We start from the raw sequence: 11,516 nt of genomic DNA, 5'->3' as shown, positions 1-11,516 counted from the left end.
TATAAAATAGATGGATTTTTCGCACCTGTGGGAGCAATAAGTGCTGCGTCAGAACGCCGGGGGTTTACCGGCCGCCTGTAGCAGCAAATTCACCCAGCGGCGGGTGGTGGTGCTAACGAACGCGCTGTCCGCCCAGCACAGGCGATATTGATAGGCTGCGGGCAGTTGTTGGTTTTCGCCAAACACCCGAACCAGCTTGCCGGCAGCCAGGGCGTCCTGAGCGACCGCCAGGCTACCGAGTACCACGCCGTTGCCGTCGATGGCTTCTTGCAGCGCATGCCCGACGCTGTTAAAGGTGATTATACCGCGTGGCGCGGTGGTGCCTTCGCCAAAGGCGGCAAACCAGTCCTGCCAACCGGCAACGCCGAGCTTATGCCCGTCTTTCCACGGCGAATGGATCAGCTGCAACGATGCCAAGTCAGCGGCGGTGATCGGCGCTGAATGGGCGGCGAGAAAGCTTGGGCTTGCCAGCGGGGCGAAGGCATCGGCGAGGAGTTCGTGCGAGTGTGGCGGCGGGTTGTCCGTGGGGCTATAGCGGATAGCAATGTCGGCTTCACCACTGGCCAGATCGCGTAAGCTTTCGTTGGCATCCAACACCAGCGAAACATCGGGATCGGCACGGCGTAACGCCGGCAAACGTGCCGCCAGCCAATGGCTGGCGATCCCCAGGGTACAGGTCAGTTTCAGCGTTTGCTGTTGCTCTGGCCGGGCGCGGTCACTGGCTTTTTGCAGCAGCGTCAGCGCGCGGGTGACATCAATCGCCAGCCTTTTTCCGGTCTCGTTAAGCGCTACCGCATTGCCCTTGCGGTGAAACAGTTCCACCCCCAGCTCGTTCTCCAGATGACGTATCTGGCGGCTGACCGCACCCAGCGTCACGTTCAACTCTTCCGCCGCTTCGGTAAAACTGGCGCAGCGGGAAGCAACCTCGAAGGTATGCAAGGCTTTCAGCGACGGCAGGCGAGGTTGAGCGTTCAGCTTGAGTTTCATTCAACCATATTGCCAATCTATCGATGTTCCACAAGCGATTTTTTGCTTACTTTTGGGGCAACAATCGGACGGGAGTATCGCGTGGACATAATGATGGGGCTGGCCGCCGCGCTGTGCTGGGGCAGCACGGATTTTTTGATTGGCATTAACGCCCGAGCGGTGGGGGTGCGCAGAGCGGTATTTTTCTCGCAGGCGATCGGCTTTGTGATTTTTAGCGCGTGGTTATGGGCCACTGCGGCCCCTTGGTTAGAAGCTTCAGCTTCCATTTGGGGGCTGGCGTTGCTGGCCGCTTGCCTGACAGTGGGGGGAACGCTTGCGCTGTCGCAGGCCTTCGCTATCGGCAAGGCGGCGATGGTGGCGCCGCTGGTTACCAGCTATGGGGCGGTCACTACGCTGTTATCGTGGCTCAGCGGTGAAAGGCTGGGAGCTTTGACCCTGGCAGGGCTGGCGGTGTGTCTGCTGGGCGTCATGTTGACTGCCGTGAGTCCGGGGCGTCAGCCGGGCAGATCGCGCTCGACTTTGCCCGCAGTGACCTTTGCGTTGATCGCCGCCTTTTGTTATGGCACCGGTTTCTGGTTACAAGGGAAATACACGCTGCCGGTGCTGGGGCCGAGCCTTAGCCTGTGGCTTGGTTATACGGTGGGGCTGACGGCTCTGCTAGCGCTGAATACTGACCGACGCGCTTTGGTAAGCCGACCTAACTGGCGACAAGGAGGACTGCTGCTGCTGGCCAGCCTGCTGAGTCTGGCGGGCTTTAGCGCATTTGCCATGGGGGCCGGTAGCGGATCGCTGGCGATTGTGACGGTGCTGAGCACCCTGTCTGGCGGCATTGCCGCACTGCTCGGCGCGCTGTTACTGCGCGAGCGGCTATCTGCCTTGCAGTGGGCAGGCGTGCTGACGGTACTGGCTGGCGCCCTGGTGCTGCATATGAAGTGACCTAACCCATAACCAGCAGCGTTTTAATTTGGGCCGTTGTTTGCATTGATGATCTGAGCGGGCGATATTCATTCCAACCCTGAATTTCGCCCGGTTTTACTGCGTGGCCTGCTATTTTTCGCAAAAACGAGTGGGTCGATAACGCTCGGGGATTTCCCGGTTTTTACCGTCGATCAGTTCTTCACTGACCCACCTTCCAACCGTGGCGGCGCAGGTTACCGCCGGATGCATCACGGCCACATAAAGCCCAGTAACCTCACCGATAAACCCCATGACGGGGCATTTGTCCTCGGGTACGGGCCGTTGTCCCACCGATTGGCTGAGCAGGCGTGCGGATCCTGTCCCTTTCAACCTTTTGGCTATTGCCGCCAAGGTGTCGGAAGCCATCTCATCAGCACCACCAACGGCCGGATAATCTTCAGCGGCCAGGATATCGCCGTTGCGGGCATGGCGAACTTCTATATCATCCCCTGAAATGAGGGTATTGATGACGTGGTCCGGCGTGCTGTAGCGCAGCAAAATTGCCGGCGAAGCTTTAATCGGAAGTGAGATGCCAATGGCGTTTAGCAAAGGGGAAATACCCGTTCCGCAGGCCAGCACGACACAATCTGCGTTGAACGTTCCCTGCAGGGTGTCAACGCCGGTAATGGCATCGCCTTCCCTGACGAGTCCGATGACCGGCGTCTGGGTTTTTAATACAGCGCCGAGGCTGCAAGCCCTATCCAGCAAGGCGTGGGTGGCGTCGATAGGGTCAACGGCGCCATCCTGTTTTGCATAATAAGCCTGTGGAGGCGGATTATTCATCGCGGGTTCAAGCTGGGAGATCACGGATTGCTCAAGCATTTTTTCATGGGCCTGAGCCGCCAATGAATCGCTGTCGTAACTCAGTGCGCCGGCCCAATGCAGCCAAAGCTCCGGCACTTCTTTCTCCAGCCGATGCCAGTCGGCCACGGACGTACGGCGGAGCAGGACATCGGGCGCATCATCACTCACCGTGCTGTGGATCCAGCCGAAAGAGCTGCCGGTGGCACCTGATGCCGGGTGGTGTTGGTCAATGACGGTGACCTTCACACCACGGCGAGCCAAATGATAAGCGATGGTCGCGCCGATAATGCCTGCGCCCACAATAAGAATATGCCTGTCAGAGAGATCCATACCCACGTTCTACCTCGCATGTACCGGGCACAAACTATCCCATAAATTAACGGTTTCATGCAGATAAATGTGCTTTGCTCCGCGAAGCCTACCAACCTCAACCTGCGTGCTGAGTGCGTCTGATATAGGTCCAGGGGTTCAGCGAACGCAGATGCATTTGCAATACCGCGCCACGGCGGAAGAAGTAGTTAAGCAGGGTCAGTGACAACAGCTCTGTCAGCAGGGTGCTATAAGCGGCGCCCATCATGCCGTACTGGCGGATCAGAAAGTACGACAGCGGAATGTTGATGATAAACACCAGAAACATCTTCTTCGACAGGAAGCCATAGCCGGAGAAGAGCACAATGTATTTGTAGGCTACGGTGCCCAACGCGGAAAGCAGCGTTGAAACCGCCAAGACGCCCATCGCCGGATAGGCTGCCAAATATTGCTCCCCGTACAGCAACACGATGACCGGTTTGCCAAGCAAAACGATACCGGCCACGATGGCGGCGGCGATGGCCAGCACCAGCCCATTCAGTTTGGCGGCGGTGCGCATTGCGTCATCGCGGTGATAGGCAAAGATTTTGGCGAAAAACGAGGTGATCACCGCATCGGTAACAAACATCCAGGCGGTTGCCAGGGTGATGGCAACCGAGTAAATGCCCAGCGCTTGCGCCGAGACGAACCACATCAGGAACAGCTGCGCCAGCCGGGTATAAATGGCAATGGAGACATTGGATACTGCCAGTGGCAGGCCGCTGGCGAGCAAATAGCGCACATATTTACGCCGCACGCGCTTGGGTGCGACAAAACGCGGATAACGGCGGTGGTAGATATGGTGGCGAATCAGGTAGGGGATCAGGTAAACCATCACGATCGGGATTGCCAGGAAATACAGGTGCAGATCAAGATAAACAATCAGATAACGCACCAGCAGTGCGCTGCCCAACCCGGCTACGTTAGCCAGCGTATTGAAGCGTGATTCCAGCCGGGCGTCGTGATAAATGGTGAACACGTCTCTGAGCGAGAAGAAGCTGGCGACAAAGGTGGCGGCGCAAAAATAGAAGGTAATGAAATCTTCACGCAGCCCGGTGTAAATCAATATTGCCGCAGAGAGCAGCACAAAGCAGCCCTGTCGCAGCCGATTGGTGGAAAACATCAGGGCGGTTCCGGAACCTGGGTTGCGGCTAATCCGCTTGAACAGCACGGTATCGGAGCCCAGCAGCGCCAGCGTTTGGGTAATGGCGAAAATAGCGGTAGCGAAGGTTATCTTGCCGAAGCTTTCCGGGCCGATGTATTTCGCCATATAGGCGGTAATGAAAATGACCCCCAGAATAGAGACCATTTTTTCGGATATCATCCAAAACGCATTTCTCACAATATTGATATCTATGAATTTTAATTTCATTGGTACTTTCCCTGTCGCCTCTAATAATAGGAATCGTCCGATTATTCCCTTACCCACTGTAAGGGATGCCCCGCAGGGTTTTATAATTGAGATGCAATAATCGGAATGTGAGAAGCATTCCTGCGTATGCTATGTTCATGGAAGAAAGAGAAGAATGAGAAAACTCGCAAAACGACTCTATCGGGCCGCACCCGATTTTATCTATTACCAAGTTAGCCATTATCTTGCCCACGGCTCTTGGGTTAGCTTCAAAAACCCGAAAACATTTTCAGAGAAGATTTATCAGCGCATGCGCTACCCGCATAATGATTTCAGTATGTTAGCGGATAAGGTGGCGGTCAGAGAGTATGTTTCTCAGCGGGTTTCAGATAAATACCTAACGCCCATTATCATGATTACCGATAATTTTAGCGAACGGGACTACCTGGCCTTGCCACAATCATTTGTTATCAAAACCAATAATGCCTCTCAGCAGGTCAAGATAGTTAAAGATAAAAGTAAGGTCACCTATCAGGATATTACGAAAATTCTTAGGGAATGGTCTGGAATAACCTATTGGAAAAGATTTCGAGAAAAACACTACGCTAATATTCCGCAGAAAATTATTGTTGAGGAGCTGCTGGATATTGAATGCGACGGTGAGCTGATAGATTACAAAGTGCACGTGTTTAACGGCAAATACTCTTATTTATTCGTTGAGTTGTTACGTGGCGGGCCAGAGCCGACTTCGCTGGAGTTTTTGGACGAATATGCCCACCATTGTTTTTTCACCCAGGGTGACATTCCGCAGATCAATACGCTGAACCAGAAACCGGCGTTTTGGGATGAAATGATCCAGGTGGCGAAAGCGGTCTCGGCAGATCTGGATTATTGCCGCGTCGATTTTTATCTCACTCGCGACCAGATCTACATTGGTGAACTGACGCTCACGCCTGGCGCAGGCAACGAAGTTTATCTGCCGCGCGCGACGAATCTGCTGCTGGGCGAGATGATGTCCAAAGACGGGTAAACATTGCGACGCCGCTTACCGCGCGCTGTCCGCCGGTGCGATGCTTTGCAGCCACGCCAGAAATTCGGCGGCTTTGGGTTTGTCCAGCGTGCGTTGCGGGTAGACCACATAGTAAGGCTTGCTCAGCGGTAGCGTCGGTTCTGCCAGCGGCACCAGGGTTCCCTGAGCCAGTTCACGCTGGATCAGCTGCTGCTGGCCGAGCAAAACGCCGTGGCCCTCAACTGCGGCGTCAATCGCCAGCGAGGTCAGATTATAAGTCAGGCCGCGCCGCTGCGGCGGTGGTAACCCGGCGGCGCTGAACCACTCATGCCAGCCCGGCAGAAACTGGCTCTCCTTTCCCCAATCCACCTGAATCAGCGGCTGTTGAGTCCAGTCGCCGATGCTCTGTAACTGCGGGCTACACACCGGCTGCACGCAGTCCTGAAACAGCCGCACTTTTTCCATCAATGGATAGTCCTGATCGCCAAAGCTCAGGGCAAAATCCGCCGTTGAAGCGGCAAAATCGACTTCGGCGTGGGTGGCGTGCAGGCGAATATCCATCTGCGGATGCTGGTTCAGCCACTTGCCGATGGCCGGGTTCAGCCATTTTGACGCCAGGGCCGGCAAGGCAAAAATCGTCAATGCCTCTTGGCCCCGTTGGCGATCGACATGCTGTTGCGCCACGCGCAGCGTTTCAAACGCCTGCTGCACGTAGGCCAGATAATCCGCCCCTTGTTCAGTCAGCGTCACGCCGCTTTTGGCGCGAATGAACAGCACAATGCCCAGATGCTGCTCGAGCTGGCGGATCTGCTGGCTGACGGCGGCGGCGGTCAGCGCCAGGCTGTCTGCCGCTCTGGCCAGGCTGCCGGTACGGGCAGCGGTTTCAAACGCCAGAATGGCGCTCAGTTTGGGCAGGCGGCTGCGGGAAGGTGCGTTCATGGTGGCTATCGCTAAGAATTGGTTAGCTCATCCTTAACGCATTTTTGTTATTACGGCAATCCGACATTCGCTACAGTGAGGTTATCCGGCCCTTATGCCCTCAGGAGTTCAGCATGCAGCAACTTGCTCATATCATTGATTTATCCGCCAACCCGATTGGCGATGCTGCCTTTCAGGCCCGTTGCCGGGCGACGCTGGATGCGGCAGGGACGCTGGTGCTGCCGGGCTTTTTGACCGCCGCAGCGCTGGCGACGGTGCGTTTGGAGGGGGCAGAGCACAGCCCTGCGGCGTTTTATGCCGCCAGCAAGCACAATGTCTACCTGAAGCCGCAGGACGACGCCTTGCCGGCCGATCACCCACGCAACCGGCTGGTGGTTTCTTCCAAGGGGTGTATTACCGACGAGGATATCCCGGCGCAGTCGCCGCTGCGTACGCTGTACGATGCGCAATCCTTCCGCGATTTCCTCTGTGCGGTACTGCAAGAACAACAGCTGTATCCTTACGCCGATCGGCTGTCTTCAATCAATCTGCATTATGCCCATCGCGGGCAGGAGCTGGGCTGGCATTTTGACAATTCGTCGTTTGCCATCACGCTGCTGATCCAGAAACCGCGCGCCGGTGGGCAATTCGAGTACGTGGAAAACCTGCGGGATGCCGATCGTGGGGAGATGAATTACGCTGGCGTGTCGCAGGTATTGGACGGCGAACGGGCGGTTAAGACCTTGGCGATCGAAGAGGGGGATTTGGTGCTGTTCCGGGGACGCAATGCCATGCACCGCGTCACGCCAACCGAAGGCGATACCACCCGCATGCTGGTGGTGCTGGCCTACAATGCCCAGCCGGATATCGCGCTGTCGGAGAGCGCCAGAATGACCTTTTACGGCCGACTCTAAGAATAAAAAATTCAGGGGGCTGACAAGCCCGCATAAGGGTTAACCGATAGGGGGCGAACATGTTCGACCCGATTTAACCGATTGATTATGCGGTAGGGCGCGGCATGCAGCGCCCCTACTACGAATAACTGCCCCGAAAGGGGCAGTTAAGAGACTCAGTGGTGGGCTTCTTCGTGAGCCTGCTGTTCCAGCTTCACTTCCTGAGCCCGCTTGCGCAGGCCGAACCAGCCCAGCGTCAGCAGCACCGCCAGCACCGGAATGGTGGCGATAGTCCAGGTGCCGTTCGGGTAGTCGAACGCCATCATGATGACGACCGCCAGCAGGAATGCCAGCGTTAGCCAAGAGGTGAAGGGCGCGCCGGGCATTCTGAAGGATACCGGCTGGGCGCGGCCTTCGCGTACGGCTTTACGCAAACGCATCTGGCACACGATGATAAACGCCCATGAGGCGATAATGCCCAGCGAAGCGATGTTCAGCACGATCTCAAACACCCGCGAAGGCACCAGATAGTTCAGCAAAACGCCAATCACATAGATGCCGCAGGTCACCAGAATGCCGGCGTAGGGCACTTGCTGGCTGCTCATTTTGGCCATGAATTTCGGCGCTGACCCGCCCATCGACAGTGAACGCAGGATACGACCGGTGGAGTACAGGCCGGAGTTGAGGCTGGAGAGTGCTGCGGTCAGCACCACGATATTCATGATGGTGCCGATATAAGGCACGCCCAGCTTGCTGAAGAAGGTAACGAACGGGCTTTGGCCCGCCTGGTAGGCGTTCCACGGCAGCAGCAGCACCAACAGTACCACCGAACCGACGTAGAACAGGCCAATGCGCCAGATCACGCTGTTGATCGCTTTTGGCATCATTTTGGCCGGATCCTTACACTCACCGGCGGCGGTGCCGATCAGCTCAATCCCGGCGAAGGCGAAAATAACACCCTGCACTAACACCAGCGCTGGCAGCAGCCCGTGCGGGAACATGCCGCCGTTTTCGGTAATCAGGTGCAGGCCGGTGGTGTTGCCGGCCACCGGGGTACCGGTGCCGAGGAACACGACCCCCACCACCAGGAACAATGCGATGGCGACGACTTTAATCAGGGCGAACCAGAACTCCATTTCGGCGAACCACTTCACGCCGATCATGTTCATGGTGGCAACCACGCCGAGGGCGCAGAGCGCGAACAGCCATTGTGGGACGTCGGCGAAGGTGCCCCAGTAGTGCATGTACAGCGCCACCGCGGTGATATCGACGATGCCGGTCATCGCCCAGTTGAGGAAATACATCCACCCGGCGACGTAAGAGGCTTTTTCGCCGAGAAACTCACGGGCATAAGACACGAAGCTGCCGCTGGACGGGCGGTGCAGAACCAATTCGCCCAATGCGCGCAGAATGAAGAAAGAGAATATACCGCACACCAGATATACCAGCGCCAGTGCCGGGCCGGCCAATTCCAGACGGCCACCGGTACCGAGGAACAAGCCGGTACCGATTGAACCGCCGATAGCGATCATCTGTATTTGTCGATTGCCCATGCTTTTGTGATAACCGGATTCATGGGAGTCTAACCATCGTCTTCTGGCTGCGTGCTTGTCATGCGCAGACTTTTTATTTGATTGCATTATCCGTCCTGTTTACCTGTCTATGGAATTACCCTGCTCTGGCTTCAGAGCAAACGATTGCTATGGACAATCGTTATGAGAATGAGGTCATGGCATCATTCTGCTGTTTATTGTGTATACAAGCCGCCACGAAATAACGGCGAAGCATGCTACCTTTTCTCAGTAAATGTGGCAAAAAATCCTGCGTATAAATCGTGAACAAGTGTGTTTGTTTTTTGTTCTATATATAAAAGAATATATTATTCAATAAGATGGTTGATTTTATCAAGACGGAAATATCGAGGAATAAAAAGTGATTAAAATCACATAATAATAATTACCGTGCAAACTACAGGGAATTTTTCTTATTAATGGGTGAGATGAAAGGAGGGGATAATAAGACCTCCCAACCTGTGATGATATTGTCCGCAGGCGGGAGATAATAAACGGAGATATTTGGCCGATTTTTAGGCGGATTCACCGGCCGGCAGAGCCGAAGTCGGCAGGCCGAATACCTTGTCGAACACCCAGTTAAACACAAAGGTGTAGCACGGGATAATCACTATCAGGGCCATATCCAGCAGCAGCGCCTGCCACAGCGTAATTCCCATCCACCAGGCAATCAGCGGGATCAGGTAAACCACTAACGTTAATTGAAAGCCTATGGCGTGCAGAATACGGCGTTTAAGCGTACGGCCGCGTGAGGCCTGGCGACTTTCCCACAGCTCAAACAGCGAGTTGTAGATGAAGTTCCAGGTGACGGCGATAGTGGTAATGATCACCGCCAGCGGCCCGGTGCTGCTGGGGGCGCTGCCGGAAAGCAGCGCCAGCCCGAGCGCTGAGATCGTCATGCCGATAATTTCATAGGCGGTGACATACACCAGTTTGCGTTTAACGCCTTGCATTACTCATCTCCTGACTGATTTCTTGGCTTTGTGGTCGAGTGACCTTTTGCCGTCTGGCGGGTAAGATAACGTCAACTACATTGATAGAAAAAGTCAGGAGCTGTCAGTTTTACTGACAGGAAGGCGCAATGAATTTTTCCAGCGACAATATTGAGCTATTTCTGGCGGTACTGGATCGCGGTTCGTTTTCCGCCGCGGCCCGATCGCTGCGCCGCGTACCTTCGGCGGTGAGTATGGGGATCGCCAATATGGAGGCGGAACTGGGGTTTCAACTGTTTGATCGTTCGCACCGCGAGCCGGTGCCGACCGCGTTGGCATTGGCCCTGGCACCCCATGCGCGACTGATAGCCGAACAGCTTAAGCAGTTGCAGAACCACGCTATCGAACTGTCGCAAGGGCTGGAGAGCACCTTGTCGATTGGCGTTGCCTCGGACATCAACAGCAGCGGCCTGCTGACGGCGATCAACACGCTGGCGGAGCGCTATCCGCTGCTGAATATTGAAGTGCTGACCGCTCCGCAGGATGACGTGGTGCATATGCTGCATCAGGAGCGAGTCGACGTTTGCCTGGCATTTGGCGGACTTAACATCAACAGCCAGGAACAGTTTCACTTCGTCGGCGCGGAATCGCTGGTTGCCATGCTTTCGCCACGGCACCCGGCGTTGCAGGGGGCGCCGGATGAGCTGTTCCTCGAGGATTTGGTCAACGTGCGGCAGATAATGGTGGCCAGCCGTGATTTGCCGATCGCCGATCTGCGGCCGCGGGTGGCGGAATCTTACTGGCGCACCGACAGCCTGCCGATGGCGCTGAACATGGTCGAGGCGGGTTTGGGCTGGGGCAATTTCCCGCTATCGCTGACCGCACCATTGTTAGCTCAGGGGCGGTTGATCAGGCTGAAATTTAAAAACACCAAAAATGAGCTGCGATTGCCGATACACCTTGTCTGGCTGAAAAGCCGACCGTTGGATAAGGCCGCCCGCGAACTGGTGGCCCTGATGCGCGACGCGTCGCAGGCGGAATAATCCCGGCGGCCGTATTGCTTTTGTTTTCATCGCTGAGCTACTTTGAACCGTGGCATTTACGAAGGGGCGGAAAGCATGATCAGCGAGACGGCATTATCGGTATTGAGCATTACTGGCGCCATTGCGCTGGGGGCAATGAGTCCGGGACAAAGCTTTATTCTGGTGGCGCGTACGGCCGTGGCATCGTCGCGCCGCGACGGTATGGCAGTGGCGCTGGGTATGGGCGTCGGCTGCTTTATTTTTGCACTGGTGGCTCTGTTGGGGCTTCAGTCATTGCTGTTGGCATTGCCATGGCTGTACTCCACGCTGAAAGTGCTGGGGGGCGCTTACCTGGTCTACCTGGCGTTCAAAATGCTGCGTGGGGCGAGTCAACCGTTGAACGTGGAGGCCGTCGGCGCGCAGTCTCTGGGCCTTCGCAAGGCCTTCACCACGGGGCTATTGACCCAGTTGAGCAACCCGAACACCGCCATCGTGTTCGGCAGCGTGTTTGCCGCCTTGCTCAGCCATAAAATCTCGCCGCTGATGTACATTATTCTGCCGGTGATCGCCCTGACGGTTGACGTCCTCTGGTATGCCTTCGTGGCCTTTGTGTTGTCATCACCACGTCCGCGTCGCGCCTACCTGCGTTTTAAAGCCTGGTTCGATCGGGTAGGCGGCGGAGTGTTGGCCTTGCTCGGTGTGAAACTGATGCTGAACCGATAAG

11 protein-coding genes are annotated in these 11,516 nt (G+C 56.0%); 5 read left to right on the top strand and 6 right to left on the bottom strand.

What is annotated here, in order from left to right; all coding sequences use genetic code 11:
* Nucleotides 1-48 precede the first annotated feature (48 nt).
* Complete coding sequence (locus AC1RKC_RS07160; RefSeq protein WP_115059561.1) at nt 49-987, bottom strand: LysR substrate-binding domain-containing protein; 939 nt, start codon at nt 985-987, stop codon at nt 49-51.
* A gap of 90 nt (nt 988-1,077) precedes the next feature.
* Between AC1RKC_RS07160 and AC1RKC_RS07155 the strand changes: the two genes are divergently transcribed.
* A complete protein-coding gene (locus AC1RKC_RS07155) occupies nt 1,078-1,923 on the top strand; it encodes a DMT family transporter (RefSeq protein ID WP_261440025.1) in 846 nt (281 codons plus the stop codon).
* A 111-nt stretch (nt 1,924-2,034) separates the two neighbouring features.
* Here AC1RKC_RS07155 and AC1RKC_RS07150 read toward each other — a convergent pair whose 3' ends face one another.
* On the bottom strand, nt 2,035-3,078 hold the full coding sequence (locus AC1RKC_RS07150) for an NAD(P)/FAD-dependent oxidoreductase (RefSeq protein WP_115059557.1): 1,044 nt from the start codon (nt 3,076-3,078) through the stop codon (nt 2,035-2,037).
* 97 nt (nt 3,079-3,175) lie between these two features.
* Complete coding sequence (locus tag AC1RKC_RS07145; protein WP_020825746.1) at nt 3,176-4,468, bottom strand: oligosaccharide flippase family protein; 1,293 nt, start codon at nt 4,466-4,468, stop codon at nt 3,176-3,178.
* 154 nt (nt 4,469-4,622) lie between these two features.
* Between AC1RKC_RS07145 and AC1RKC_RS07140 the strand changes: the two genes are divergently transcribed.
* Nucleotides 4,623-5,477 (top strand): ATP-grasp fold amidoligase family protein, encoded by an 855-nt coding sequence (locus AC1RKC_RS07140; RefSeq protein ID WP_493091755.1) that lies wholly within the window; start codon nt 4,623-4,625, stop codon nt 5,475-5,477.
* A gap of 15 nt (nt 5,478-5,492) precedes the next feature.
* On the opposite strand, the gene AC1RKC_RS07135 is transcribed toward AC1RKC_RS07140, so the two are convergent.
* Nucleotides 5,493-6,395, bottom strand: coding sequence for a LysR substrate-binding domain-containing protein (locus AC1RKC_RS07135; protein WP_258090050.1), 903 nt, complete (start codon nt 6,393-6,395; stop codon nt 5,493-5,495).
* Between the two features lie 113 nt (nt 6,396-6,508).
* On the opposite strand from AC1RKC_RS07135, the gene AC1RKC_RS07130 reads away from it, so the two are divergent.
* A complete protein-coding gene (locus AC1RKC_RS07130; RefSeq protein WP_349525960.1) occupies nt 6,509-7,288 on the top strand; it encodes a HalD/BesD family halogenase in 780 nt (259 codons plus the stop codon).
* A 155-nt stretch (nt 7,289-7,443) separates the two neighbouring features.
* On the opposite strand, the gene ansP is transcribed toward AC1RKC_RS07130, so the two are convergent.
* Complete coding sequence (gene ansP / locus AC1RKC_RS07125; RefSeq protein WP_046374222.1) at nt 7,444-8,907, bottom strand: L-asparagine permease; 1,464 nt, start codon at nt 8,905-8,907, stop codon at nt 7,444-7,446.
* A gap of 446 nt (nt 8,908-9,353) precedes the next feature.
* Entirely contained in the window at nt 9,354-9,791 is a 438-nt protein-coding gene (locus AC1RKC_RS07120; protein ID WP_261278964.1) for a PACE efflux transporter, read from the bottom strand.
* Nucleotides 9,792-9,919: 128 nt separating this feature from the next.
* Between AC1RKC_RS07120 and AC1RKC_RS07115 the strand changes: the two genes are divergently transcribed.
* Together AC1RKC_RS07115 and AC1RKC_RS07110 are read left to right on the top strand one after the other, a co-directional pair.
* The gene (locus AC1RKC_RS07115; RefSeq protein ID WP_020825752.1) at nt 9,920-10,813 is read left to right on the top strand and encodes a LysR family transcriptional regulator; all 894 of its coding nucleotides are present in this window, start codon (nt 9,920-9,922) and stop codon (nt 10,811-10,813) included.
* Between the two features lie 75 nt (nt 10,814-10,888).
* Complete coding sequence (locus AC1RKC_RS07110) at nt 10,889-11,515, top strand: LysE family translocator (protein WP_048761285.1); 627 nt, start codon at nt 10,889-10,891, stop codon at nt 11,513-11,515.
* Nucleotide 11,516: the final 1 nt, after the last annotated feature.

Source organism: Serratia sp. GW822-FHT06E05 (genome assembly GCF_058799445.1).
Note: the sequence above shows the minus strand (reverse complement) of the source record. Positions and strands in the feature narration are given on the sequence as shown.

Bases quoted from the DNA above. Each gene is read 5' to 3' on its own strand.
- AC1RKC_RS07160 (WP_115059561.1), bottom strand. From the start codon at position 987: ATGAAACTCAAGCTGAACGCTCAACCTCGCCTGCCGTCGCTGAAAGCC.
- AC1RKC_RS07155 (WP_261440025.1), top strand. From the start codon at position 1,078: ATGATGGGGCTGGCCGCCGCGCTGTGCTGGGGCAGCACGGATTTTTTG.
- AC1RKC_RS07150 (WP_115059557.1), bottom strand. From the start codon at position 3,078: ATGGATCTCTCTGACAGGCATATTCTTATTGTGGGCGCAGGCATTATC.
- AC1RKC_RS07145 (WP_020825746.1), bottom strand. From the start codon at position 4,468: ATGAAATTAAAATTCATAGATATCAATATTGTGAGAAATGCGTTTTGG.
- AC1RKC_RS07140 (WP_493091755.1), top strand. From the start codon at position 4,623: ATGAGAAAACTCGCAAAACGACTCTATCGGGCCGCACCCGATTTTATC.
- AC1RKC_RS07135 (WP_258090050.1), bottom strand. From the start codon at position 6,395: ATGAACGCACCTTCCCGCAGCCGCCTGCCCAAACTGAGCGCCATTCTG.
- AC1RKC_RS07130 (WP_349525960.1), top strand. From the start codon at position 6,509: ATGCAGCAACTTGCTCATATCATTGATTTATCCGCCAACCCGATTGGC.
- ansP (WP_046374222.1), bottom strand. From the start codon at position 8,907: ATGCAATCAAATAAAAAGTCTGCGCATGACAAGCACGCAGCCAGAAGA.
- AC1RKC_RS07120 (WP_261278964.1), bottom strand. From the start codon at position 9,791: ATGCAAGGCGTTAAACGCAAACTGGTGTATGTCACCGCCTATGAAATT.
- AC1RKC_RS07115 (WP_020825752.1), top strand. From the start codon at position 9,920: ATGAATTTTTCCAGCGACAATATTGAGCTATTTCTGGCGGTACTGGAT.
- AC1RKC_RS07110 (WP_048761285.1), top strand. From the start codon at position 10,889: ATGATCAGCGAGACGGCATTATCGGTATTGAGCATTACTGGCGCCATT.